Raw genomic sequence first — 23110 nt, forward strand, 5'->3', positions numbered from 1 at the left:
TCTCACCTATTCAATAATTCTTGAAGGAATTTGAGTTTGTGATAAATTTTCTTGGTTGCGAATCTGAACAAGACGATATAAAATTTGATTTTCTTCTGCTAGGTAATGCTGAATTTCCTTTAGTCCTCGCGTAAGATTCTGCTGCATTTCCGCCATTTGATGAACAATTTGTCTTAGTTCCTGCTGATTGAATTGATCGCGGCTGTTTAAATCACGATGACGCTCCAAGCTGTAATTCAGCTGTTCGGTAAAATCGCGCTTTACACGTTCAACAGCAGATTGCCACGCTTTTTCTAATTGCTGTACGGATGCTGCAAAATCTTGTGCTGCGCGTGTGTAATGATCTTGTTTTTCTTGATAGCGATAATACCATTCATCATTTTTGTCCTGAAGACGTCGTTCTTGTTCTTCAGTCCGCTGATGAAAACGTTCAAGCTGCTCTTCAAGTCCCCTTAAAGAGAGGTTTGTCAGCTGTTCAAATTTTTGCTGCCCATCTTTTAAAACTTGATCAGAGCGTTCTAATAATTGTTCAAAGCGGCGCTGACCGTGATCCAGCTTTGTTTGGTTTTCTTTTATCTGTTTTGTAAACTGATCAATACTAGTTTTTACTGCTAAATAACTGTTAGAAGTAGTCGTTTGAATCTCATTTAATGTTTGAGTGGTATGAGAAAATGTTTCGCCAAATTGCTGAAGCTTGCTGCTTGCTTCTGAAAATCGTTCCGTAAATATTCGCTGTTCCTCAAAAATTCCTTTTACATCATCCATTGCTGTTTTGAGACCGATTGTGAAATCTACCATCTGTTCTCCGAAGCTGCCAATACTTTGTTGAAAACTTTCTTGCACTTTTGTCACTAAACGGTCTAACAATTTTTCCATTGAATCTTTCGGTTTTTCGTTTTGTAATTCTCCTTGCAGCTGATGATCGAGAAGGTTTTCACAGCTGCTGTAAATTTGATTTTGTAAATATAATAGCGATTTACCACCAGAGAAGTATCCGGCATGAAGCATTGAAAGAAAAAGCCCGCCCCCAATTCCGGCAATACTTGTTATAAATGCTAGGCTCATTCCTTGGAAAGGAGAGGAAATAGAAGATAAAATATTTTGAATTGTCAGCTGTTCATTAGCATTATTGCTAATTAACAATAATGTTTCCTGCATAGATTGAATTGCAAGTGTTAATCCAATAAATGTTCCAAGAATACCAGTAATAATGGCAGCCGATGGAAGCTGCTGCAGTAAGCGCATTCCATTTCCAATGGGTACTGAAAAAATGCCAAACAGCCGAATTTTTTGGAAGAAAAGATGTTTTTCAATAATTGCTCCTGTATTTAAAGGATATACACCTGATAAATGATGAGTTTTGTAATCATCAATAACTAGCTGAAGCCATATAGACAGGTGCGGACTTTCAATATGCTTTGAGGAAATACTTTCTATTTCTTTCAGCCACCCTTTCAATTGACTCATCAATTGAAAATGACTAATCACACTAAATAAGACGATAAAACCAATAATCGAAAGAATAATATTTGTTAGTTGAAACATATAACAGTCACCTCCATTTTAATATATGTAGAGGCTTGGCATATTTTAACCAAAAAATATAAATGAATGGATAAAACGAATTTTATTTTGAAACGAAGTAGAGCAGTACAAAGTGTGAACGGGACTGTTTGTTTAAAAATGATAATGCAAAAATGTTGTAAGCTGCTCTTATTCATTCTTATCGTGTGTGATTATCTTCGTTTGAGAGCGTTAGATTTTTTTATTTGGGGAAGGGTTGATGACGGCTGTTTGCGAATCCATTTAATAAAGCGCATTATTTGTTCATTGCTTTTTAATTTCTCAATTGTATTCAAATGATCAGCTAACTGTTCATTTGTAAAAAGGGCATGAACTTGTTTATGACAAGGTATACAAAGGCTGGCAGTTGGAAGAAAGGTACCCCCTTTTTTTTTTGGTGTTAAATGATGTACAGTTGTTTTTACTTTATTACGATTGCATAATTCGCATGTGTGTTCCATGAAGCGTTCACCTCTTTATTAAGTTTACACAATCTTTGTTTTTTTAATTATTTAAAATGGTACAGACACAAACAAGCCTAAAGGGACATATGAATATAATCATAGCGTTTACTTTAGGAGGTGCATGGTTGTGTCTACGTTGTTTGCAGCAGTTGCTTATCTTTTTAAAGAAGTGCTATTTTTTGTCTCATATGTTAAAAACAACGCGTTTCCGCAGCCACTATCAGACAAGGATGAAAAGAAGTATTTAGAGTTGATGGAAAAAGGAGACGACCTTGCGCGTAATCGGTTAATTGAACATAATCTAAGGCTTGTAGCACATATTGTTAAAAAATTTGATAATACAGGTGAAGACTCGGAAGATTTAATTTCAATTGGAACAATAGGTTTAATAAAGGCAATTGAAAGTTATTCCATCGATAAAGGAACAAAACTGGCAACATATGCGGCGCGCTGTATCGAAAATGAAATACTTATGTACTTGCGCTCTCTGAAAAAAACTAAAAAAGACGTCTCACTTCATGATCCAATTGGTCAAGATCGAGAAGGCAATGAAATTTCGTTAATTGATGTCTTGAAAGCAGACACAGAAGATGTCGTCGAAAAAATTCAGTTAAATATGGAAAAACAAAAAATTTACCAATATATTCATGTATTGGATGATCGGGAAAAAGAAGTCATTGTTGGACGTTTTGGATTAGATCAAAAAAAAGAACGAACACAGCGCGAAATTGCAAAAAGTTTAGGGATATCACGAAGTTATGTTTCTAGAATTGAAAAACGAGCTCTTATGAAGCTGTTTCATGAATTTTATAAAGAAGAAAAAGAGAAGAGAAACTTATAATACTCTCTTTTAAAATTACATTTAATAAGCTATTTATTCAGTTAAAGGAACAGTCCTTAATTAAGGACTGTTCCTTTAACTGTTTTTAGTAGTCATATGCCCTTTACAACATTATTAAGAAAGACATATGCTGAAGTATACAAAATAAAATGTCTAGAAAGGGGAATATGTATGTCGTGTTGTTATGGACAATCTTATTATCCATATTCACCTGGATATCCCTACAACTATTATAAAGGGTCTGGCTATGGATTTGCTTTAATCGTTGTTTTATTAGTCTTACTGCTTATTATTGGTGGAGGCTATTATTATTACAGCAAATATTATTAGCAGTAAAACAACACCTATCAAGGAGATAGGTGTTGTTACATTTTCTTTATTTGAAATGTGCTGATCATTAAAAATGAAAGAATGAGAAGAAGAAACATAAATATAAAGCCAGGAAGATGTTGAATAGCTAGATAGCTTACAGTTAAAATACAGCCGCTAGCGGTAATGGGAAGACCGACAAAGCTCCCTGTAAATTCCGTCACATTAAAGCGAGCTAAGCGAATAGCTCCACATAAGATGTATATGATGGTAAACCATACTCCAGCAGCGCCATAATTGAAAACAACAGCTTGATACAATAAAAGAGCAGGAGCAATTCCAAAGGAAATTAAATCACATAAGGAATCAAGTTGTTTTCCAAATTCAGATTCAATTTGTAATTTCCGTGCAATCATTCCATCAAAGCGATCAAAGAAAGCAGCGAGAAAGATCATTAGTAAGCTTGTATGAAGCTCTCCTTTTAAAATAAAGAGAACCCCCAGCACCCCAAGACTTAAATTTACCATCGTTAAGATATTTGCTGTTTGTGCTTTCAGCTTTTTTATATTATGATCAAATCGTTCTAATAAAAACATGTTTCATCACTCCTAATTGTGAATGAGCGCAAAACCAATTAAATAATATTACTAGTATACAGTATTGGTTAATGATATAAAAGAGACTATAGAAATATAAAAAAGGGGGGGTTTATTTGATAAAGCCGCTGTTCCGACTGTTTGTGGAACTAACAGGAAATCGTTATGCTTCAAAGATCATCCAGAAATTCACAACTTCAAGATTGAGTCGTGTACTTATAAAACCTTTTGCACAAGTTTATAAACTAAACCTTGAAGAAATGGAAAAAAACCTAAGCGAATATGAAACATTACAGCAGTTGTTTGTGCGTAAATTACAAAAAAACGTTCGGCCTATATTATCTTCTCCTTTCATATTAGTAAGTCCTGTTGATGCAAGAATTGAATCTTTTGGCAAAGTGACAGAAGACGCAACTTTTTTTATTAAAGGACAGCGTTATGACTTAGAAGAGATGCTTGGAAGTAAAGAGAAAGCACAAGTTTATAAACAAGGTACTTATTTTATTTTATATTTAAGTCCTCAGCATTATCACCGCATACATAGTCCAATTAACGGAGAAATTGTGGAACAATGGCATACAGGAGGGATATCTTATCCTGTAAATCACCTAGGATTAAAATATGGAAAACGTCCTTTTTCCACAAACTATCGTGTCATCACAGAAATGTCGACTTCATACGGCAGGATAATGACTGTTAAAGTAGGTGCCTTGAATATTAATAGTATTCACTTAACTCATAATTGTTTACAAGTTGAAAAGGGAGAAGAGCTAGCTTATTTTTCTTTTGGGTCGACTGTTATTTTACTAATTGAAAGCGACTCTTTTAAAACTGGGGACCAATTGAAACAAGGAATGGAAGTGAAAATGGGAAGCAAACTCGGCTCATTTGAAAAATAAACGTAAAATAAGAAGCAGGACAGCTGCCCTGCTTCTTATTTTGCATTTCTTTTTTGGTCATTTTTTATATAAGCTTTAAGTTCATCTGTTACTGTTTTATCCGATAAAGTTACACCAGACCGATAAGCAGCACGTGAAATCATATGCCCTGCTACAGGAGAGGTAAGAAGAACAAATACAATTCCTAGAAGCAGCTTACCGCTCACCACGTGTTCTTCAAAGAGGAAAAATAGAAACGCTGCAATTAAAACACCTGCAACTCCGAGCGTTGCACTTTTTGATGCAGCATGAAGTCTTGAATAAACATCAGGAAAACGTAAAACACCTACAGAACTTGAAAAAATAAAGAAGGTTCCTAAAATTAACAAAATGCTAATCGTGATCTCTTTCAATAATAACACCCTTTTCTATAAATTTGGCGAGGGCTACGGTACCGATGAAGGTTAAAATGCCGATAAGTAAAATCACATCATTAAATTTATTTGTTACTAATAATATTGCTAATAAACCTGCCATTGCAATTAAGTTAACACCAATGGCATCAAGTGCAACGGCCCGATCTGGATTTGTTGGACCTTTAATAGCGCGATAGAGAAGCATCATAATAGATATGGAAGTAACTAAAAGGCAAATGATCGCTGTTGTATGGAGAAGATCCATTATCTTGTCACCTCCATAATAGCTTTTTCAAAAGAATTTTTAATTTGCTGAATGGTTTCATCCACATCGGGTATATCCATCGCATGAATAAAAATGTAGTTATTATCATTAGAAACTTCAACAGATAATGTACCTGGTGTTAATGTAATAAGATTTGCAAGAAGGGTAATTTCCCAATTTGTTTTTAAATCTGTTGGAACAGCCACGATACCAGGCTGCATATCCAATCTAGGCTTGTAAACCATTTTAACCACATCAATATTTGCGAGCAGTAATTCTTTAATAAATAGAAGAATTAATTTAGTAATTGCCCATATTCTTTTAAAGTAAAAGGCGTCAGGTATAAACCTTCTTAATAAAAAGAGCAGACCAATCCCGACTAAGTAGCCAATTAAAAAACTTGTAAAGTTATAATTTTCTTGGAGAAACATCCAAATTACTGCAATAAGTAAGTTTAATATAATTTGTAAAGGCATATCATCTACTCCTTTAACACCGAATCAATATAGAGGGATGGATTTACAAGATTATCGGCGATCTCTTGAATGGAAGGATAAAAGTATTCAGCACCAACCCCTAATGCAATGGAACAAATGAGTAAAAGGACAGTTGGGAAAATAAGTCCTTTTTCGCTTCCTTTTTCTGCTGCTTTTTCAAGTTTTGTTTCTCCCCAAAAGCCGTTAATAAAAATACGCATAACAGAAAATAAAATGAGCAAACTTGACAACAATGCAGCACCAACAATAATAAAGTGCTCCTCTTCAATCGCAGCCCGAATTAAGAGAACTTTTCCGATAAATCCGCTAAAAGGTGGAATGCCGGCAAGAACGATTGCGCTTATGAAGAAAAGCCAACCTAATAGTGGATGGTGAGTAATTAATCCGCCCATTTTACGAAGATCGGTTGTTCCGGTAATAACGACCATTGCTCCTACTAAAAAGAATAGTGCAGCTTTAATAATCATATCATGTGCTAAATAATAAATGGAACCTGCCAAACCTGTTGCTGAAAAAATGCCAATTCCCATCATCATAAAACCAACAGCTGGAATAATATTATAAGCAATAATTGCTTTTACATTATTCGTTGATAGAGCTCCAATCACTCCAAATAACATCGTAAAGCCTGCTAAGAAGAGAAACAGTTGATGCGTGAATTCTAAGTTATGAATAAAAATTAAAGTAAACACGCGTAAAATCGAGTAAACCCCTACTTTTGTAAGTAGTGCGCCAAATAAAGCTGAAATAACTGTAGGCGGCACTGCATAAGATTTTGGAAGCCAAAAATAAAGAGGAAAAAGAGCTCCCTTAGTGGCAAATACGATAAATAAAAGAACAGCAATTGTCGTTAAGATACCGGTTTGTTCTACTTCTCCAACGCGTTCTGCAAGCTGAGCCATATTAACAGTTCCGGTAACAGAATAAAGGAAAGCGACTGTCGTAACAAAAAGCATTGAAGAAAATAAATTAATTAAAATATATTTTAACGATTCTCTAAATTGTTCTTTTGTACCTCCTAAAATAATAAGTCCATAAGAGGCCATTAATAACACTTCAAAAAATACAAATAAGTTAAAAAGATCACCTGTTAAAAATGCTCCACTTACGCCAGTAATTAGAAATTGAAAAAATGAATAAAAGTAGAATCTTTCACGTTTTTCACCAAGAGAGCGGGCTGCGTAAAAAGTAGCAGCCACGGCAATGATATTCGTAACAATAACTAGTACCATTGCAAGCGGATCAGCGACTAGAATAATACCAAATGGCGCAATCCAATCTCCTGTTTCTAAAATAATAGCCCCGTTCTGAAAAACAAGTGCGCCGATATAACTCACAACAATTAAGTTTACAATTGTCATCAGTTTTGTTATAAAGCGCGCTGCTTTTAAATTAGTATTTAAAAAAATTAACAGAATTCCGGTTACTAATGGGATTAAAATTGGTAAAACTGCTAAATTACTCATGATCTGTACCCCTTAATTGTTCCAAATTGTCCGTTTTATTCGTTTTATAAGCCCGATAAGCAAGCACAAGCAAGAAACTTGTCACGCCAAAGCTTATTACAATTGACGTTAAAATAAGTGCTTGTGGTAATGGATCTACATAAGTAGATTTTGATTCTGATAATATTGGCGGTGCTCCTCTATTTAATTTTCCCATTGTTAAAATGAGGAGGTGAGCGCCGTGTGAAAGAAGGGCCGTTCCAAAAATAATGCGCAGCATCTGCCTTTGTAAAATTAAATAAACACCTGCTGCAAAAAGACCGCCTGCTAATATTGACATTGCGATTTCCATTATTTATTCGTCCCCCCATCTTTTCGTAGTTTAATCATTGTAAAGATTCCTAGTGCCGCAATACCAAGAACCGTAATTTCAAACATCGTATCCAGACCACGCATATCAACAAGAATAACGTTAACAATATTTTTTCCGCCACCTAAGTGATACGAATTTTCTACAAAATAAGTAGAGATCGGTTCAAATAGTTTTGTGCTGTGGGATGAAATCGCAATAAGTGTAACTAATACGCCTACAGATAACGAAATTACAATGTTAAGAAGTTTTGACCCAGAAGGCCCTTTTGCTTTATCAATATTGGGAAGATGATAAAAACATAGTAAAAATAATGCAACGGTAACAGTCTCAACAATCAGCTGTGTTAAAGCAAGGTCAGGTGCTCTAAAAAATACAAACAGAAGGGAGAGTCCATAACCGACAACGCCTAATACTAGGATTGCTGCGATTCGCTCTTTCATAACAATTGTTCCAACTGCTGCAATAAGCATGACAACACCAACTAAAAGTTCAGGCCAGGAAATAGGTGCTAAATCTTCTGTTGAGAATTGAAAGCCATTTGTTCTAATAAGGCTCCATGTTAAAACCGCAATCATAAATAGTAAAATATAAATCATATAGTGCCGGATTGAGCCTGTCATATATGTGTTTGTAATTTTAGCTGAAACAGAAGTTAAACTGTTTACAAGAATATCGTACACTTTATTAGCTGATAATTTCCCAGGTAAAATCCGATAAAAGCCTGTCCACTTTTCTCGTGTTTTATAAAGAAGTATACCTAAGACAAGTACTGTTAGCGACATCGCTAACGGAATATTCAACCCGTGCCAAAATGCAAGGTGGGCATGCGGAAGTTCTCCATTAATTGCTGCCACAGTAGGCGCAAGTAAGCTTTCGTTAATAAGATTTGGCATAAGCCCAATTAATATCACGAGTGATACTAAAATGATTGGAGGAATTAACATGCCAATTGGTGCTTCATGAGGCTCTTTTTTCAGCTTTCCTTTTCGTTTACCTGTGAATGTTTGGAAGAACAACATCATCGAATAAACGAATGTAAAAATACTTCCTAACACAGCAATAAAAGGGAAGTATGGTGCGACCGCTTCAACAACAGCCGAGCTTGATTCAATATCAAGGGAAGCATCAAAAAACATTTCCTTACTTAAAAATCCGTTAAAAATTGGCAGCGGTACACCAGCCATTGAGAATGTTCCAAATAAAGCAAGTGTAGCTGTAATTGGCATCATCGTCATCAGTCCGCCTAGACGACGAATATCGCGTGTGCCTGTTTCATGATCGACAATTCCAGCAACCATGAATAAGCTTCCTTTAAATGTTGCATGGTTAAAAATGTGAAAGACAGCTGCTAAAATAGCTGCACCAGTACCAAAGCCAAGCATTGCCATAATCATACCGAGCTGACTAATTGTAGAATATGCCAAAATAGCTTTTAAATCTGTTTGGCGCACAGCCATATAAGAACCCCAACACAATGTTAAAAGACCAAAGCCGCTAACGAGAATAAAGAAAAGATCTGTTCCGCTAAAGGCAAGTGAAAAACGCGCCACTAAATAAATGCCGGCTTTAACCATTGTCGCAGAATGAAGATAGGCGCTGACAGGTGTCGGCGCTTCCATTGCATCCGGAAGCCAAATATGAAAAGGGAACTGAGCTGATTTTGTAAAGGCCCCAAGTAACAGTAACACCAGCACACCAACAAAATAATCACTGTTAATAACGAGATCAGCATTTTCAATTACCCCGCGGATACTTGAAGTTCCTGTAAGAACGTAAAGGAAAATAAATCCACCAAGCATTGCAAGTCCGCCAAATACAGTAATTAGCATGGATTTTAACGCACCATAGCGAGAGCGCTCTCTATAATACCAATAGCCAATTAATAGAAAAGAAGATAAGCTCGTTAACTCCCAAAATGTATAGAGAACAAACAAGTTGTCAGATAATACAACTCCAAGCATTGCTCCCATAAACATGAGTAAATAAACATAAAAATGTCCAAGCTTCTCAGTAATGTGTAAATAATAGGTGGAATATAAAACAACAAGGGAACCAATTCCAGTAATAAGCAATGTAAAGAATAACCCTAATCCATCAATGAGAAATGAAAAATTAATGGAAAGTGATGGAATCCATTCATAGGTCGTTAAAAGAATTTCGCCATGATGAATGTCTGGCAAATACGATAAGAAATAGATAAACAAAGCGACTGGAACAGGCAAAACAAACCAACCAGTATGTATACCTTTCAATTTTTTATGAAATAATGGTACAAAAAAAGCTGCTAAAAAAGGCGCTAATACAGCAAGCATTAACATATCATGTAGATCCTCCTTAAATCATCTAAAAAGATTTTAATCATTAAAAATGAAACCCTTTATAATTCCTAACATGTTAATTGTAATCAAAAAAATTGTGACTTATCAACTTTAAAGTGAGAAGGTTGTCGATGCTTGATAAGGTTATGCTTAGTTTCTACATATTTAATAGTAAATAAAAAAAAATTTTTTTACTCTCGGTTATTTGTTAAAAAGGTGGCTTGTATAAATGTTCCGCTTTTGTTCAAAATATGTAAAGTCCACTACTTACATGAAAGTTAGATAGAACAATGTTTTAAAAATACTAAAAAAAGGGAAATGACTGAATATGCGGATTACTTTATGGATTTCGGTTATATGTATGCTATTAACAGGATGTATGACATCATCTATTTATAAAAAAGATTTAGATGAAGCATTTGAACCGAGAGAATACTATCGAAGTGGGATTTCCAAAGAACAAGTGGGAATCGCTCTAACGGATAGAGAAGATAAAGCACAGCAAATCTTGCAGAAATTTCAACAACATCCAAAAATACGAGATATTATAATGCTTAGTTATAGCGGAGAAATGTTAATTGCAATTAAGCCAGCTGCCTATTATCAAAAAAATTTTGATGAAGTAAAACAAGGAATTTCACAGCAGTTAGAAAGCGAAGGAATTGCGGCCACTCTTGTCACAACTCCAGCTCAGTTTAGAAAGATAAAGAAGTTAAAAAATAAAAAATATAGCGTGAATATAAAAGAGTGGGAGTTAGAGTGGAATAAAGTATTAGATGAAATATAAAAAGCCAACATTTTGTATTTGTTGGCTTTTTGTATATTAAGTAAGCTTTTTATGTATAGAGTGGGAGGTAAATGATAGAGAGCGGCGTTCTAACTCTTTTTGAATAAGAGTAATAAAGTCTACACTAAGCTGAAGATCTTGTGCTTTTTGATAAGATTCAATTAAAAGGTCATCAGATAAATCAGCAATAGGATTATTACAATTCATTTAGTGTCCCCTTTCATAAAGTAGAATGATTTATGATTAAAGTAAACAAATATAATCCAGAAATTTCAAAAAATAAACATAAAAAAAGAATAACATGAAATTCATTTAAGAACAATTGTTTTCTTATTTGTATATTTAGACTAAAAAATTGCGAATAATGACTAGAAAACCGCCCTTAGGTAGGAACCCTTCTTTTTATGACCATAAAATTAAAATTCAGATATAAGGGTGAATACAATGGTAACAAATATAAAAACGTCTTCTAATAATAAATATTTAAGGTTTTTCTTTTTGCAAAGACTGTTATAATAGAGTACTGTGATATTACATGCTAGTTTAGAGGTGTTGAATTTGTTAAAAAAATTTCTGCCGGATGAACACGTAAAAAGTGTATTTGAGATTGACGCAGATTTATTGTTAAAAAGGGGAATTAAAGGGATTATTACTGACCTTGATAATACTCTTGTTGAATGGGACCGTCCAGATGCGACGCCTGAATTAATAAAGTGGTTTCAACATTTAGAAGAAAAAGGGATTATTGTTACCATTGTTTCAAACAATAATCAACAGCGAGTAGGGGCGTTTGCAGAGCCTCTGAATGTACCGTTTATATATCATGCTAAAAAGCCAATGACACGTGCATTTAAACAAGCGTTAACGGATATGAAACTCCAGCCAACAGAAATTGTAGTGATTGGCGATCAAATTTTTACCGATGTATTAGGAGGAAATCGCTTAGGATTACATACAATACTAGTTGTCCCTGTTGCAAGTACAGATGGTTTTATTACGAAATTTAATCGTCGTATGGAACGTGTCCTTCTAGGAAAAATGAAGAAAAAAGGATTAATTCATTGGGAGGAAGAAAAGTGAGTGACAGAATTATTTGTGCGGGTTGTGGTGTGAAGATTCAAACTGAAAAGAAAGAAGAATTAGGGTTTGCGCCTTCATCTGCACTAAAAAGAGAGGTTATTATTTGCCAACGTTGTTTCCGTTTAAAGCATTACAACGAGATTCAAGATGTTTCACTAACAGATGATGATTTTTTAAAGATATTAAATGGGATTGGTCAAACTGATGCTCTTGTTGTTAAAATTGTTGATATTTTTGATTTTAATGGAAGTTGGCTCCCTGGAATTCACCGCTTTGTTGGAAATAATAAAGTATTGTTAATAGGTAATAAAGTGGATTTATTACCCAAATCAGTCAATCAAAGCCGGTTAATTCAATGGATGCGTTCCTCCGCTAAAGAATACGGATTGAAACCCGAAGATGTCCACTTGATTAGCGCCCAAAAAGGTCATGGTGTAATGGAAGCTGCTGACGCAATTGATCGTGAGCGAAATGGAAAAGATGTCTACATAGTTGGCTGTACAAATGTTGGGAAATCTACTTTTATTAATCGCCTTATTAAAGAATTTGGCGGTGATGAAGAACAGCTTATTACAACATCACAGTTTCCTGGAACAACACTAGATTTAATTGATCTTCCACTTGATGATGGGAAAACATTGTACGATACTCCAGGGATTATTAACCATCATCAAATGGCCCATTTTGTTGATAAAGAAGAATTAAAAATCATTTCTCCAAAAAAAGAAATTAAGCCAAAGATCTTTCAATTAAATGAAGAACAAACATTATTTTTGGGGGGATTAGCAAGATTAGATTATGTGTCAGGTGGAAGGCGTTCGTTGGTTTGTTATTTATCAAATGAACTTCATATTCATCGTACAAAGTTAGAAAAAGCAGATGAATTGTATGAAAATCATTTAGGCGAGCTGCTTCAACCGCCTAGATTGGAAAATAAAGAGAACCTGCCGCCTTTAAAAAAACACGAACTACTCTTAAAAGAGGAGAAGATGGATATTGTGTTTTCGGGACTGGGTTGGGTAACCGTTAATGAGCCAGGCGCAAAAGTAATCGCCTATGCACCAGAAGGAGTTGGCATCTCAGTACGCAAATCTTTAATTTAAGTAAGGGGATGGGGAAAGATGGGGAAATTATATGGTTTAATTGGCTATCCTATTGGTCATTCTATGTCACCATTAATGCATAACAATGAGTTTAGTCAGTTAGAAATGCCGAATTATTATCAAGCATTTAACGTCGAACCAAGCCAGCTTGAACATGCTGTTACAGGAATGAGAGCTCTTGGTATTTCAGGGTTTAATGTAACAATCCCTCATAAAGTAGCTGTCATGGACTTTTTAGATGTGATTGATGAGGAAGCAGCAAGTATTGGGGCCGTCAATACGATTGTTAATCATGATGGCCAACTTATTGGTTATAATACAGATGGCCAAGGTTATTTACAGTCCTTATTAACAATTACGGGTGAATCTCTGCAGGGAAAAAGCATTTTAGTCATTGGGGCTGGAGGAGCTGCGAGAGCGATTGTTACTTCTATTGCAAGGCATGGAGTGAAGACAATTGATATCACAAACCGAACTAGTGAAAAAGCAGAAGAAATGTCAAAACATGCATTGAAATTCGCCACATCTAAGTCATTAACACTTCAGCAGGCAGAAGAAGCTCTTAATGAATATGATGTTGTCATTAACACAACATCTGTTGGAATGAGTCCAAATGTCGATGATATTCCGCTTTCACTTCATAATTTGAGGGAAGGAACCATTTTGTCTGATTTAATTTATAACCCGTTGAAAACAAAATGGTTAACAATCGGAGAAGAGAAGGGTGCGATCATTGATAACGGAGTATCCATGTTTGTTGGACAAGGAGCGTTATCTTTTAAAAAATGGACCGGCGTCGAGCCGAATCAAGCAAGAATGAAAAAAATTGTTGAAGAAACACTTGGAGGAAGATAGTTATGTTAACAGGTAAGCAAAAACGCTTTTTACGTTCAAAAGCTCATCATTTAAATCCAATTTTTCAAGTTGGAAAAGCAGGGGTAAATGAAAATTTAATTCAACAAATTGATGATGCCCTTGAGGCAAGAGAGCTGATTAAAGTAAGTATCTTACAAAATTGTTTTGAAGATAAAGAGGATGTGGCAGCCGAATTAAGCAGCGGAGCAAAAGCTGAACTTGTACAAGTTATTGGTAATACAATTGTGCTTTATAAAGAATCTAAAGAAAATAAACAATTAGAATTACCTCAATAAGAGAGACACTACAATGCGTAAAGTAGGAATTATAGGGGGCACATTCGACCCCCCACATAATGGTCATTTAATGATTGCACAAGAAGCATTAACGACTTGCCATCTGGATGAAGTATGGTTTATGCCAAGTTACATGCCTCCTCATAAACAGGATAAGCACATCACCGCTTCAGAAGAGCGTATTGAGATGGTAAAGCTTGCGATTGATAACAATCCACATTTTCGCCTTTCATTAGTCGAATTTGAGCGGAAAGGTCTTTCTTATACGTATAAAACATTAAACTATTTAACGTCAGTTCATGAGAATACAAGCTTTTATTTTATTATTGGAGCAGACATGGTGAATGATTTAGTTAATTGGTATGAGATTGATAAGCTCCTCCAAGTTGTTACTTTTATTGGAGTGAAAAGACCGGGCACAGTAATTAAATCGCCTTATGCAAAAAAAATGATTTCTATAGAAGTGCCGCAATTTGAAATGTCATCTACTTTTCTAAGAACGAGGTTTGTTAATGGTGGAAATACGCGCTACTTCCTTCCTGAGAAAGTTAGAGAATATATAGAGGAGAATGATCTATATGGAGCGAAGTGAAGCATTAAAGATTGTTAAACCGCACTTAACAGAACATCGCTATCAACATACAATTGGAGTAACGGATACATCTGTAATGTTAGCTAAAAAATATGGAGCTGATGTGAAAAAAGCTGAAATTGCAGCTGTTTTTCACGATTATGCGAAATTCCGACCAAAAGAGGAAATGAGACAAATCATTAAAGATCAAGGCATGGATCTTCAGCTGCTTTCTTACAGCAGTGAATTACTGCATGCGCCAGTGGGTGCTTATTTAGTTAAAACAGAGGTTGGAATTAAGGATGAAGATATTCTAAGAGCTATCCGCTATCATACAACAGGTAGGGTTGGAATGAGCTTGCTTGAAAAAGTTGTATTTTTAGCAGATTATATAGAACCAAATAGAGCTTTTCCAGGTGTAGAAGAAGTACGCAAAACAGCAGAACAAAGCTTAGAAGAAGCTGTGCTGCAGTCATTAAAAAACACTGTACAGTTTTTAATGAAACAAAATCAACTTGTATTTCCTGATACGATTGCGGCATATAATGATATATTACTGTCTATTAAAGGGAAATGATAAATATACAAAGAGGAGTGATAATTGGATGGAATCAAAACAATTAGTTTATTTAGCAGCAAAGTCAGCTGATGATAAAAAAGCCCAAGATATTATTGTATTAAATATGGAAGGTATATCATTAATCGCTGACTATTTTATTATTTGTCATGGAAATTCTGAAAAACAAGTACAGGCAATAGCTGAAGAAGTAAAGGACAAAGCGCAGGAGAACGGCGTTTCAATTAAACGTTTAGAGGGAAAAGATGAATCGCGTTGGATTCTTGTTGATTTAGGCGGTGTAATTGTGCATGTCTTTCATAAAGATGAGCGTTCATATTATAATTTAGAAAAACTTTGGGGCGATGCACCACAGCTGGATATCGCTGAGAAGCTTATGTAATGGACAAGTAAAAAGCGATGAGTTATGAGCAATTTGCCTATTACTATGATCAGTTAATGGCTGACGTGCCTTATGAAAATTGGCTTTATTATGTGGAGCGGATATATAAAGAGTATCAACACTCTGGAAAACGTATATTAGATGTTGGTTGTGGAACTGGGGCTTTATCTATTCAGTTAGCACAAGAGAATTTTAACGTAACAGGGATTGATTTATCAGAAGATATGCTCACAGTTGCACGATCAAAAGCTGAACATAAAGGACTTCATATTCCCTTATTTCAACAAGATATGTCTTCTATGATTGGGCTTGGGGAATTTGATACGATTGTAATCTTCTGTGATTCACTTAATTATTTAAGAACTGAAGAAGAAGTGAAACGTACGTTTAAAGGTATGTATGATCACTTAAGAGAAGGTGGTCTGCTCCTTTTTGATGTTCATTCTACTTATAAAATAGAACATTTATTTGTAGGTCAAACATATGGTGGAAGTGATCCGCAGCTGTCTTATTTATGGCAGTGTTTTGAAGGAGAGCATCTAAACAGTGTAGAGCATGAGCTAACTTTCTTTAGTAAACGTAATGACGGGACATATGATCGTTTTGATGAGCTGCACTTTCAACGTACCTTTCCGATTGAGCAATATGAGCAGTGGTTACGTGAACTTGATTTTGAAATTCTAGAAATTACAGGTGACTTTTTGGATACTTCTCCGTCTCCCGGCACTGAAAGAGTGTTTTTTGCAGCGGAAAAACGTTAAAATTCCATCGAATGAAATTCGATGGAATTTTTAAATTTAGAAAGGATTTTCAAGGGAGATGTTGAAAAATAATTATAGAAATTATTTGTAAAATTGCGCAATGATATTTTCACGATCCTCTTTAAACTTCTTATGAGTAGCTTCAAAAACATGTTCAAATATTTCTCCAAGTTCTTCTTCAAGCACTTTAATGCCTTCTCCGGTTACCCCACCTTTTACACATACTTTTTCTTGAAGAGTTTGTAGGGAATAAACGTTATTTTCTAACAATTTTGCTATTCCAATAATCATTTCACTTGTTAATCTTGTTGCTTGTTCTTTTGAGATGTCTGTTTGTTTTACTGCGCCATCAATAAAACGCTGCAGTAAAAAGCTGAAAAAAGCAGGGCCACAGCTGGCGATATCAGATGCTGCACGTATATTTTTATCTTCAACTTGAATAGGTGTTGATATATATGAACATAAATGTTCGAGTTTATGTTTAGTTACTTCTGAGCAGTTTCGCCCAAACGTCACTAATGAACAGCCGCTCAACGTTCGATTTGTAATACTTGGCACTACGCGGGCAACTTGACATGAAACAATGCTTTCTAAATCGTCTATTGTAATAGGGCTTGTGATGGAAATAAGTACTTTATTTGCTGAGAGATAACGTTTTATTTCGTGTAAAAGTGGATAAAATTCACGAGGTTTTACACATATAAAAATAATATCGGCTGTTTCAGCAACTTTAGCTGCAGAGCCCGCTATATGAAGTGAAGAATATTTTTTTTGGAATTTTTGTGCTTTTGCAAGTGTTCGATTTGTAATAATCATATTTGAAGATTTTACTGCTTCTGATTCAATAAAAGAGTGAATTAAAATCCCACCCATATTCCCGGTTCCGATTATTCCAACCTTCATTGATTTCCCTCCCTTACAAAGAGCTTTCTACCATAAAAGTTATGATGGGTGCCAATAAATTATGTGTTAAATTCATTTGAAAGGCGGAACAGTTATGCAGTGGACAAAACGAGAATTGGGATTAGGAATTGGCTTGATTATTGTTATATTGCTTTTTTGCTGGAATTTATTTTTCTCATCAGAAAAACAAGAGGAAGTAATGGTATTTCCTGATGAAGAAGTTGAAGAGGTAGCAATGGAAGCGAGTCAATCAGGAGAGACAGTTGAAACCATTATTATGGTAGATATAAAGGGAGCTGTTTCTTCACCAGGGGTTTATGAAATGAAAGAAGGACAGCGGATTAAGGATGTGATTGCAAAAGCAGAAGGCCTGCTGTCAAATGCTGATGAAAGGCAAATCAATCTAGCGATGCTTGTTTATGATGAAATGGTTATCTATATTCCAACAAATGATGAGTTAATATCTGAAGAGACGGCTTTTATTCCAAATTCTACAGAGGGTGGGAAAGTATCTATTAACCGTGCAGATAGTCAAGAACTTGAAACATTACCTGGGATAGGTCCTTCAAAAGCTGAGGCCATTCTAGCGTATCGGGAAGAAAACGGGCCGTTTAAAAAGATAGAAGAACTTCTTTATGTGTCAGGAATTGGTGAAAAATCATTTGAACAATTAAAAGATAAAATAAAAATTAACTAAAATTGTTGATTGACGGAAAGAAAACAGCATGTCTAAACTAATAGTGAGAAAACGGTACATATTAAGGGGGAATTAAAGTGAAACGTATTGCTTGGGACCAATACTTTATGGCGCAAAGCCATTTGCTTGCACTAAGAAGTACATGTGAACGATTAGCAGTAGGGGCAACAATTGTAAGAGATAAACGAATTATTGCAGGAGGATATAACGGCTCTGTTTCTGGAGGGGTTCATTGTATTGATGAGGGATGTTATGTGATTGATAATCATTGTGTCCGCACTATTCATGCTGAAATGAATGCCATTATTCAATGTGCAAAATTTGGTGCTTCAACAGATGGAGCGGAAATGTATGTTACTCATTTTCCATGTATTCACTGCTGTAAAGGAATCATTCAAAGCGGCATTAAATCCGTTTTTTATGCCCAAGATTATAAAAATCATCCCTATGCAGTAGAACTATTTAAAAATGCCGGTGTCCATGTAGAGCAGGTAGAATTAGAAGAGATGATATTAGATACTAAAAACAAAGAAAAACTTGAATTTACAGCAGCACTTCTTCAAATGTTAGAAAAAGCTGGTATTGATGAAGGTGAAGTGCGTGAGTTATATGAGCAGGCCAATAATTTGTATACAACGTGAAAATAATGATTAGCGGAAAATTATATATCTTTTTATTTTACGCGATCCTTGGAATTATAATCGGAAGAAATCACGAAATTGCCATACCTGCTGTAGGTTTGGCAGTTTTCCTCTCTGTTATAAAAAAGAATAATTTTTTTACACGATGCTGCTTTGGTATTTTGCTTAGTTATTTTTGTCTTTATTTACTAGTTGATCATTTTAATCACACTAAATTACCTCCCAATACCTCTTTATTAACAGGAACAATTTCTTCAATTCCTATCGTTGATGGGGATCATTTCTCTTTTCGCATGAAACTTTCAACAAAAGAAAATGTTCAAATCACTTATAGAATCTCACAGGAAAAGGAAAAAAAGCTTTTGAAAAAAATAAACGTAGGGATGCTTTGTCGTGTGGAAGGGAACTTGCAGAAGCCAAATTCAGCCCGCAATGAAGGGGGATTTGATTATCAATCCTATTTGTATTATCAAAAAATTCATTGGCTTTTCTATGTAAAGCACCTTTCTGTTTCATCATGTGTAAATCAACCTTTAAGCAGTATTGAACGTTTAAAACAGTATCGGCAAAACAGTCTACAGCTCATTGAGAAAGCTTATTCAGCTGAATCAGAAGGAATTGTTTCTGCTTTATTATTCGGTTCTAGAGATCTTTTAGAAGATGAAATTAGATTATCTTATCAGTCATTAGGGCTTGTGCATGTATTGGTTGTATCAGGGCTGCATGTTGGGCTTATAGTAAGCTTTTTATATTTTTTCTTTATACGAATAGGACTAACAAAAGAGCAGGCAGCTTCTTTTTTAATTTTTACTATTCCGATTTATATTGTTCTAACAGGAGGGGCGCCATCTGTATTAAGAGCAGGAATTATGGCAATAGCGGTTTTGATTGTTATGCGTTTTCAATTGTTTTGGAATCCTTTAGACAGTATTAGTGCTGCTGGGCTTCTCTTATTAGCTGTAAACCCCTACTATTTATTTCACATAGGTTTTCAATTATCATTTCTCATTAGCTTTTCATTAATCCTATCTGCTAAAACGGTTATAAACGATTATCGCCATCTATTTACGCGTTTTGGTTGGATTTCCTTTCTAGCCCAACTTATATCTTTTCCACTTATTATTACTTATTTTTATGAAATCTCTTTATGGAGCTTATTTGTTAATATATTGTTTGTTCTGTTATTTCTTATATAGTTCTCCCCTTATCATTTTTGTCTTATATTTTGCTGGTAATCATTCCTGAGGCTGGACAATTCCTTATAGTGGTTCTTAGCTTCATTATTCAATTTATTCATAGGACACTGCATTTTATTCAAGCTATTCCATTTGGACATATAATAGTTGGTAAGCCTCATGACGTTATTATTTTCCTTCTTTTTCTATCTATTTTTATCGCCTTGTTACAATGGGAGAATAAAGGGAAGCATTGGATTATAAAAGCAATTGTGCCAATGATGGTAATACTAATTGTGCATTTTATTGCTCCGTTTCTAAATCCTGAACGAAAGGTAACAATCCTTGATGTAGGACAAGGGGACAGTATTCTAATTGAATTGCCGTATCGCAAAGCTGTTTATTTAATAGATAGTGGGGGATTGGTTTCCTTTAGTAATGATGAAGAGTGGCAGAAACGGAGAAAGACGTTTGAAATTGGACAAGACATCGTTGTTCAAACTTTAAAAGCAAAGGGGATTCGTCAAATTGATCGTTTTTTGTTAACACATGGAGATTATGATCATATTGGAGGGGCTCAAGCAGTAATAAAGGAGCTGGAAGTTGAACAAATCTTATATCCTGTAGGTCCAGTCCATGGAAAAGAAGAGCGCGGCTTACTAGAAGAAGCTGAAAAAAATGGTGTTCCAGTTGTATTTATAGGAGAAGGTGTGAAATGGTCGGAAGGTAATAATAATTTTCAAGTTTTAAATCCAGTTGGTTATGAAAGTGAGAAAAATGAACGTTCTATTGTTCTTTATGCTGACTTAAGTGGGGTGAAATGGCTGTTTACGGGAGATTTAGAAAGTGAAGGAGAAGAACGATTAATCGCACAATATCCAAACTTATTTGTGGATGTTTTAAAAGTTGGTCATCATGGCAGTGATACTTCAACAAGTGAGGAATTTTTAGAACATCTTTCCCCGAAAATTGCGATTATATCTGTGGGCAGGAGCAATCGATTTGGACATCCGCATCAACGTGTCATAAAAAGGCTGATGGACAAGAAAATAACGATATTAAGAACAGATGAGAGAGGGGCGATTACATATAGGTATACAAAAAATAAACAGATCTTCACATGGGTTATTGAGTAAAATAATGATAGGAATAAGGAGGCTCTTACACACAAAAGACTTCCGTTGTAAGTACAACGGAAGTCTTTTGTGTGTAACATAACTTGCTGCTTAACCGAATGCTTTAATAAGAACTCCGGTAAAGAAGATGATTGTGAAAAATAAAAATGATACTCCAAAACCTATACCAGATTCAATGGCATCGTTTGATTTTGCTTGAACATCCTTTTCAAATTCATTCATTTCCGCACCCCTCCTATTTCACTACATAGTATAAGCTAAAAAAAGCGAAAAATCCAGAATTCCTTGTGAAATATCTTTAACAGTTGAAAATTTTTTAAAACGTTTTCAAATGGCGGATTCCTAATTTGTCAAGAGTTGTCACCTATACTTTTTCAAAGCATAGGATATCATAACAAATACACCAGCAATGAAAACCGTCACCAGTTAGAATTCCTAGGGTCTAGCTGTTGGCGTTTAATATAAATGGGGGACCGTAATCGTTCGGTCTCCCTTTTGTATTCATTTATCTAACAATCCTCTCTTTCGCTAACGTAGCGAATAACTAAAAAAAATTATTGGAACTGCTTGCGAATGAAAGAAAAAACTTCTACGATAAATGATGAGGTGAGCGAATTGTCAACTGAAATAAAAAAGCAGTTAAAGAAGGGGCAACTTTCCCCAGTTTATTTATTATATGGAACGGAGAATTTCCTCATTAATGAAATAAAACAAGAAATTATTACGACAGCGTTAAATCAAGAAGAGTATGATTTTAATTTATCAACGTATGATATGAATGAGGTTTCTGTAGAAACAGCGGTAGAAGATGCTGAAACATTACCGTTTATGGGAGAAAAAAGGGTTGTTATTTTAAAAAATGCTGCTTTCCTAACTGGGACTAAGGAAAAGCAAAAAGTTGAACATAACTTAAAACGATTGGAAACATACATAAACGATCCTGTGCCTTATACATGTCTTATAATCGAAGCGCCTTATGAAAAATTAGATGAACGAAAAAAAGTCGTAAAGTTAATTAAAAAACAGTTTGAGGTTCTTCATGCTTCTCCAATGAATGAAAAGCTTGTTTATAGTTGGCTTTATGAACGAGCAGGTGAGCATCATATTACTTTAACATCAGATGGTGCAGATCGTTTACTACAGCTTTTAGGAGCGAAATTAATGCTTCTTTCAAGTGAAATAGCAAAAATGGCTTTGTATGTTGGAGAAGGAGGAGAAATTAATAGCGAAACCGTTGACCTCTTAGTAGCAAGAACATTAGAGAATGACATTTTTGCATTGGTCGATCGAGTCGTTCATCGAAAGTTAGAAGAAGCATTTCGGATTTTGTATGATTTATTTCAGCAAAATGAAGAACCGATTAAAATTGCTGCCCTTCTTGTAAGGCAATTTCGAATTATCTATCATGTAAAAGAATTAACTCGTCGCGGGTATTCCCAAAAGCAAATAGCTGCGACATTAAAAATCCATCCCTATGGAGTAAAGGTTGCAGCAGGACAAGCTAAATTTTTTAAGGGAAAAGATTTATCAGCCATTATTGCTGCGTTTGCAGAGGCCGATTATCAAATGAAAACAGGATTTATGGATAAAAAATTAATTTTAGAAATGTTAATCACAAAGTTAAAAAATGATTAAAGTAATTAAAATTCACAGTTTTTATTTACTGTAACGAACATAAAAATGGCTCTATCTAGATACTAGATAGAGCCATTTTTATGTTATGCAGAAACTGTGTTTAACTTCTTTGCTAAACGAGATTTTTGGCGAGCTGCTGCATTTTTATGAATGATGTTTTTGTTAACTGCTTTATCAAGGTGTTTAGAAGCAACAGTGTATGCTGCTTTTGCACCTTCAACATCGTTATTCGCAAGTTTCGTTTCAACTGTTTTAACCGCAGTACGCATTGCAGATTTAATTGCTGCATTATGTGCACGACGAGCATCATTTGTTTTTACACGTTTAATTGCTGATTTAATATTTGGCATTCCTTTCACCTCCTACTATATGTAACCCATATAACTAGCTCTAGTATCTATACCCTTTAGATGTTTTGTTCGATTCAACGAATGAAAATCTTATTATAGCATAAAATTAAATCTTTAGGGATAAGAAGATACTTCTGCTTTTTTTAAAAAGGTTCAATGTAGAACAAAAGTATTTTATCAAATTCATATTATAAAT

Annotated in this window: 30 protein-coding genes; 17 read left to right on the forward strand and 13 right to left on the reverse strand. The window is 34.9% G+C overall.

The genetic code is table 11. From position 1 onward, the window contains the following. Window positions 1-6: 6 nt before the first annotated feature. Window positions 7-1545 (reverse strand): hypothetical protein, encoded by a 1539-nt coding sequence (locus DS031_RS05405; protein WP_113804913.1) that lies wholly within the window; start codon window positions 1543-1545, stop codon window positions 7-9. Between the two features lie 191 nt (window positions 1546-1736). Further along, window positions 1737-2024, reverse strand: a complete 288-nt coding sequence (locus tag DS031_RS05410; protein WP_113804914.1) for an HNH endonuclease — start codon at window positions 2022-2024, stop codon at window positions 1737-1739. A gap of 124 nt (window positions 2025-2148) precedes the next feature. Between DS031_RS05410 and sigK the strand changes: the two genes are divergently transcribed. Further along, the gene (gene sigK / locus DS031_RS05415; protein WP_425451928.1) at window positions 2149-2868 is read left to right on the forward strand and encodes an RNA polymerase sporulation sigma factor SigK; all 720 of its coding nucleotides are present in this window, start codon (window positions 2149-2151) and stop codon (window positions 2866-2868) included. A 171-nt stretch (window positions 2869-3039) separates the two neighbouring features. Continuing rightward, window positions 3040-3198 carry a YjcZ family sporulation protein gene (locus DS031_RS05420; protein WP_113804915.1) on the forward strand — a complete coding sequence of 53 codons (159 nt, stop codon included), beginning with the start codon at window positions 3040-3042 and terminating at the stop codon, window positions 3196-3198. A 35-nt stretch (window positions 3199-3233) separates the two neighbouring features. Here DS031_RS05420 and pssA read toward each other — a convergent pair whose 3' ends face one another. Continuing rightward, complete coding sequence (gene pssA, locus DS031_RS05425) at window positions 3234-3773, reverse strand: CDP-diacylglycerol--serine O-phosphatidyltransferase (RefSeq protein ID WP_113804916.1); 540 nt, start codon at window positions 3771-3773, stop codon at window positions 3234-3236. A 116-nt stretch (window positions 3774-3889) separates the two neighbouring features. Here pssA and DS031_RS05430 point away from each other — a divergent pair, with 116 nt between their 5' ends. Continuing rightward, window positions 3890-4672 (forward strand): phosphatidylserine decarboxylase, encoded by a 783-nt coding sequence (locus tag DS031_RS05430; protein WP_113804917.1) that lies wholly within the window; start codon window positions 3890-3892, stop codon window positions 4670-4672. 35 nt (window positions 4673-4707) lie between these two features. Here DS031_RS05430 and mnhG read toward each other — a convergent pair whose 3' ends face one another. The 6 genes from mnhG to DS031_RS05460 are packed head-to-tail and all read right to left on the reverse strand — an operon-like array spanning window position 4708 to window position 9965. Continuing rightward, a complete protein-coding gene (mnhG, locus tag DS031_RS05435; RefSeq protein WP_113804918.1) occupies window positions 4708-5064 on the reverse strand; it encodes a monovalent cation/H(+) antiporter subunit G in 357 nt (118 codons plus the stop codon). Further along, window positions 5045-5332, reverse strand: a complete 288-nt coding sequence (locus tag DS031_RS05440; protein WP_113804919.1) for a Na(+)/H(+) antiporter subunit F1 — start codon at window positions 5330-5332, stop codon at window positions 5045-5047. The genes mnhG and DS031_RS05440 overlap by 20 nt, the downstream gene beginning before the upstream one ends. Continuing rightward, entirely contained in the window at window positions 5332-5808 is a 477-nt protein-coding gene (locus DS031_RS05445; RefSeq protein WP_113804920.1) for a Na+/H+ antiporter subunit E, read from the reverse strand. Before DS031_RS05445 ends, DS031_RS05440 begins: the two co-directional genes overlap by 1 nt. A gap of 5 nt (window positions 5809-5813) precedes the next feature. Beyond that, complete coding sequence (locus DS031_RS05450) at window positions 5814-7295, reverse strand: Na+/H+ antiporter subunit D (protein ID WP_113804921.1); 1482 nt, start codon at window positions 7293-7295, stop codon at window positions 5814-5816. Continuing rightward, on the reverse strand, window positions 7288-7626 hold the full coding sequence (locus DS031_RS05455; RefSeq protein WP_113804922.1) for a Na(+)/H(+) antiporter subunit C: 339 nt from the start codon (window positions 7624-7626) through the stop codon (window positions 7288-7290). Before DS031_RS05455 ends, DS031_RS05450 begins: the two co-directional genes overlap by 8 nt. Further along, on the reverse strand, window positions 7626-9965 hold the full coding sequence (locus DS031_RS05460) for a Na+/H+ antiporter subunit A (protein WP_113804923.1): 2340 nt from the start codon (window positions 9963-9965) through the stop codon (window positions 7626-7628). Before DS031_RS05460 ends, DS031_RS05455 begins: the two co-directional genes overlap by 1 nt. Window positions 9966-10344: 379 nt before the next feature. On the opposite strand from DS031_RS05460, the gene DS031_RS05465 reads away from it, so the two are divergent. Then, complete coding sequence (locus DS031_RS05465) at window positions 10345-10752, forward strand: hypothetical protein (protein ID WP_142675754.1); 408 nt, start codon at window positions 10345-10347, stop codon at window positions 10750-10752. A gap of 36 nt (window positions 10753-10788) precedes the next feature. Here DS031_RS05465 and DS031_RS05470 read toward each other — a convergent pair whose 3' ends face one another. Then, window positions 10789-10959 (reverse strand): sporulation histidine kinase inhibitor Sda, encoded by a 171-nt coding sequence (locus DS031_RS05470; protein WP_220182074.1) that lies wholly within the window; start codon window positions 10957-10959, stop codon window positions 10789-10791. 345 nt (window positions 10960-11304) lie between these two features. Here DS031_RS05470 and DS031_RS05475 point away from each other — a divergent pair, with 345 nt between their 5' ends. Genes DS031_RS05475 through DS031_RS05510 form a run of 8 tightly spaced genes read left to right on the forward strand, consistent with a single transcriptional unit; the run spans window position 11305 to window position 16377 of the window. Then, entirely contained in the window at window positions 11305-11832 is a 528-nt protein-coding gene (locus tag DS031_RS05475) for a YqeG family HAD IIIA-type phosphatase (RefSeq protein WP_113804925.1), read from the forward strand. Next, window positions 11829-12935, forward strand: a complete 1107-nt coding sequence (gene yqeH / locus DS031_RS05480; protein ID WP_113804926.1) for a ribosome biogenesis GTPase YqeH — start codon at window positions 11829-11831, stop codon at window positions 12933-12935. The genes DS031_RS05475 and yqeH overlap by 4 nt, the downstream gene beginning before the upstream one ends. Before the next feature lie 18 nt (window positions 12936-12953). Continuing rightward, the gene (gene aroE / locus DS031_RS05485; protein ID WP_113804927.1) at window positions 12954-13790 is read left to right on the forward strand and encodes a shikimate dehydrogenase; all 837 of its coding nucleotides are present in this window, start codon (window positions 12954-12956) and stop codon (window positions 13788-13790) included. A gap of 2 nt (window positions 13791-13792) precedes the next feature. Next, entirely contained in the window at window positions 13793-14086 is a 294-nt protein-coding gene (gene yhbY, locus DS031_RS05490; RefSeq protein ID WP_113804928.1) for a ribosome assembly RNA-binding protein YhbY, read from the forward strand. Between the two features lie 13 nt (window positions 14087-14099). Continuing rightward, the gene (locus tag DS031_RS05495) at window positions 14100-14678 is read left to right on the forward strand and encodes a nicotinate-nucleotide adenylyltransferase (protein ID WP_113804929.1); all 579 of its coding nucleotides are present in this window, start codon (window positions 14100-14102) and stop codon (window positions 14676-14678) included. Further along, on the forward strand, window positions 14665-15234 hold the full coding sequence (gene yqeK / locus DS031_RS05500; RefSeq protein WP_113804930.1) for a bis(5'-nucleosyl)-tetraphosphatase (symmetrical) YqeK: 570 nt from the start codon (window positions 14665-14667) through the stop codon (window positions 15232-15234). Before DS031_RS05495 ends, yqeK begins: the two co-directional genes overlap by 14 nt. Window positions 15235-15262: 28 nt before the next feature. Beyond that, window positions 15263-15616 (forward strand): ribosome silencing factor, encoded by a 354-nt coding sequence (gene rsfS, locus DS031_RS05505; RefSeq protein WP_113804931.1) that lies wholly within the window; start codon window positions 15263-15265, stop codon window positions 15614-15616. Window positions 15617-15633: 17 nt separating this feature from the next. After that, window positions 15634-16377 (forward strand): class I SAM-dependent DNA methyltransferase, encoded by a 744-nt coding sequence (locus DS031_RS05510; protein WP_113804932.1) that lies wholly within the window; start codon window positions 15634-15636, stop codon window positions 16375-16377. 81 nt (window positions 16378-16458) lie between these two features. On the opposite strand, the gene comER is transcribed toward DS031_RS05510, so the two are convergent. Next, entirely contained in the window at window positions 16459-17280 is an 822-nt protein-coding gene (gene comER, locus DS031_RS05515; RefSeq protein WP_113804933.1) for a late competence protein ComER, read from the reverse strand. A gap of 94 nt (window positions 17281-17374) precedes the next feature. Here comER and DS031_RS05520 point away from each other — a divergent pair, with 94 nt between their 5' ends. From DS031_RS05520 to DS031_RS24555, 4 genes are all read left to right on the forward strand, one after another. Beyond that, complete coding sequence (locus DS031_RS05520) at window positions 17375-17977, forward strand: helix-hairpin-helix domain-containing protein (RefSeq protein ID WP_113804934.1); 603 nt, start codon at window positions 17375-17377, stop codon at window positions 17975-17977. Between the two features lie 77 nt (window positions 17978-18054). Then, entirely contained in the window at window positions 18055-18618 is a 564-nt protein-coding gene (locus DS031_RS05525; protein WP_113804935.1) for a ComE operon protein 2, read from the forward strand. A gap of 5 nt (window positions 18619-18623) precedes the next feature. Continuing rightward, the gene (locus DS031_RS24550) at window positions 18624-19814 is read left to right on the forward strand and encodes a ComEC/Rec2 family competence protein (protein ID WP_113804936.1); all 1191 of its coding nucleotides are present in this window, start codon (window positions 18624-18626) and stop codon (window positions 19812-19814) included. A 29-nt stretch (window positions 19815-19843) separates the two neighbouring features. Then, window positions 19844-20929 (forward strand): DNA internalization-related competence protein ComEC/Rec2, encoded by a 1086-nt coding sequence (locus DS031_RS24555; RefSeq protein ID WP_342767232.1) that lies wholly within the window; start codon window positions 19844-19846, stop codon window positions 20927-20929. Window positions 20930-21019: 90 nt separating this feature from the next. Here the strand turns inward: DS031_RS24555 and DS031_RS05540 are convergent, their stop codons facing one another. Then, the gene (locus DS031_RS05540) at window positions 21020-21151 is read right to left on the reverse strand and encodes a YqzM family protein (protein ID WP_113804938.1); all 132 of its coding nucleotides are present in this window, start codon (window positions 21149-21151) and stop codon (window positions 21020-21022) included. 384 nt (window positions 21152-21535) lie between these two features. Here DS031_RS05540 and holA point away from each other — a divergent pair, with 384 nt between their 5' ends. Continuing rightward, a complete protein-coding gene (gene holA / locus DS031_RS05545) occupies window positions 21536-22564 on the forward strand; it encodes a DNA polymerase III subunit delta (protein WP_425451932.1) in 1029 nt (342 codons plus the stop codon). 83 nt (window positions 22565-22647) lie between these two features. Here the strand turns inward: holA and rpsT are convergent, their stop codons facing one another. Continuing rightward, window positions 22648-22914 (reverse strand): 30S ribosomal protein S20, encoded by a 267-nt coding sequence (gene rpsT, locus DS031_RS05550; RefSeq protein WP_113804940.1) that lies wholly within the window; start codon window positions 22912-22914, stop codon window positions 22648-22650. Between the last annotated feature and the right edge of the window lie 196 nt (window positions 22915-23110).

The organism is Bacillus taeanensis (assembly GCF_003318295.1).
Lineage (GTDB): Bacteria > Bacillota > Bacilli > Bacillales > UBA6769 > Maribacillus > Maribacillus taeanensis.

What these genes read in the sequence shown, in the direction of transcription:
- DS031_RS05405 (WP_113804913.1), bottom strand. Translation starts at nt 1,545, where the DNA reads ATGTTTCAACTAACAAATATTATTCTTTCGATTATTGGTTTTATCGTC.
- DS031_RS05410 (WP_113804914.1), bottom strand. Translation starts at nt 2,024, where the DNA reads ATGGAACACACATGCGAATTATGCAATCGTAATAAAGTAAAAACAACT.
- sigK (WP_425451928.1), top strand. Translation starts at nt 2,149, where the DNA reads ATGGTTGTGTCTACGTTGTTTGCAGCAGTTGCTTATCTTTTTAAAGAA.
- DS031_RS05420 (WP_113804915.1), top strand. Translation starts at nt 3,040, where the DNA reads ATGTCGTGTTGTTATGGACAATCTTATTATCCATATTCACCTGGATAT.
- pssA (WP_113804916.1), bottom strand. Translation starts at nt 3,773, where the DNA reads ATGTTTTTATTAGAACGATTTGATCATAATATAAAAAAGCTGAAAGCA.
- DS031_RS05440 (WP_113804919.1), bottom strand. Translation starts at nt 5,332, where the DNA reads ATGGATCTTCTCCATACAACAGCGATCATTTGCCTTTTAGTTACTTCC.
- DS031_RS05445 (WP_113804920.1), bottom strand. Translation starts at nt 5,808, where the DNA reads ATGCCTTTACAAATTATATTAAACTTACTTATTGCAGTAATTTGGATG.
- DS031_RS05450 (WP_113804921.1), bottom strand. Translation starts at nt 7,295, where the DNA reads ATGAGTAATTTAGCAGTTTTACCAATTTTAATCCCATTAGTAACCGGA.
- DS031_RS05455 (WP_113804922.1), bottom strand. Translation starts at nt 7,626, where the DNA reads ATGGAAATCGCAATGTCAATATTAGCAGGCGGTCTTTTTGCAGCAGGT.
- DS031_RS05460 (WP_113804923.1), bottom strand. Translation starts at nt 9,965, where the DNA reads ATGTTAATGCTTGCTGTATTAGCGCCTTTTTTAGCAGCTTTTTTTGTA.
- DS031_RS05465 (WP_142675754.1), top strand. Translation starts at nt 10,345, where the DNA reads ATGACATCATCTATTTATAAAAAAGATTTAGATGAAGCATTTGAACCG.
- DS031_RS05470 (WP_220182074.1), bottom strand. Translation starts at nt 10,959, where the DNA reads ATGAATTGTAATAATCCTATTGCTGATTTATCTGATGACCTTTTAATT.
- aroE (WP_113804927.1), top strand. Translation starts at nt 12,954, where the DNA reads ATGGGGAAATTATATGGTTTAATTGGCTATCCTATTGGTCATTCTATG.
- yhbY (WP_113804928.1), top strand. Translation starts at nt 13,793, where the DNA reads ATGTTAACAGGTAAGCAAAAACGCTTTTTACGTTCAAAAGCTCATCAT.
- DS031_RS05495 (WP_113804929.1), top strand. Translation starts at nt 14,100, where the DNA reads ATGCGTAAAGTAGGAATTATAGGGGGCACATTCGACCCCCCACATAAT.
- yqeK (WP_113804930.1), top strand. Translation starts at nt 14,665, where the DNA reads ATGGAGCGAAGTGAAGCATTAAAGATTGTTAAACCGCACTTAACAGAA.
- rsfS (WP_113804931.1), top strand. Translation starts at nt 15,263, where the DNA reads ATGGAATCAAAACAATTAGTTTATTTAGCAGCAAAGTCAGCTGATGAT.
- DS031_RS05510 (WP_113804932.1), top strand. Translation starts at nt 15,634, where the DNA reads ATGAGTTATGAGCAATTTGCCTATTACTATGATCAGTTAATGGCTGAC.
- comER (WP_113804933.1), bottom strand. Translation starts at nt 17,280, where the DNA reads ATGAAGGTTGGAATAATCGGAACCGGGAATATGGGTGGGATTTTAATT.
- DS031_RS05520 (WP_113804934.1), top strand. Translation starts at nt 17,375, where the DNA reads ATGCAGTGGACAAAACGAGAATTGGGATTAGGAATTGGCTTGATTATT.
- DS031_RS24550 (WP_113804936.1), top strand. Translation starts at nt 18,624, where the DNA reads ATGATTAGCGGAAAATTATATATCTTTTTATTTTACGCGATCCTTGGA.
- DS031_RS05540 (WP_113804938.1), bottom strand. Translation starts at nt 21,151, where the DNA reads ATGAATGAATTTGAAAAGGATGTTCAAGCAAAATCAAACGATGCCATT.
- rpsT (WP_113804940.1), bottom strand. Translation starts at nt 22,914, where the DNA reads ATGCCAAATATTAAATCAGCAATTAAACGTGTAAAAACAAATGATGCT.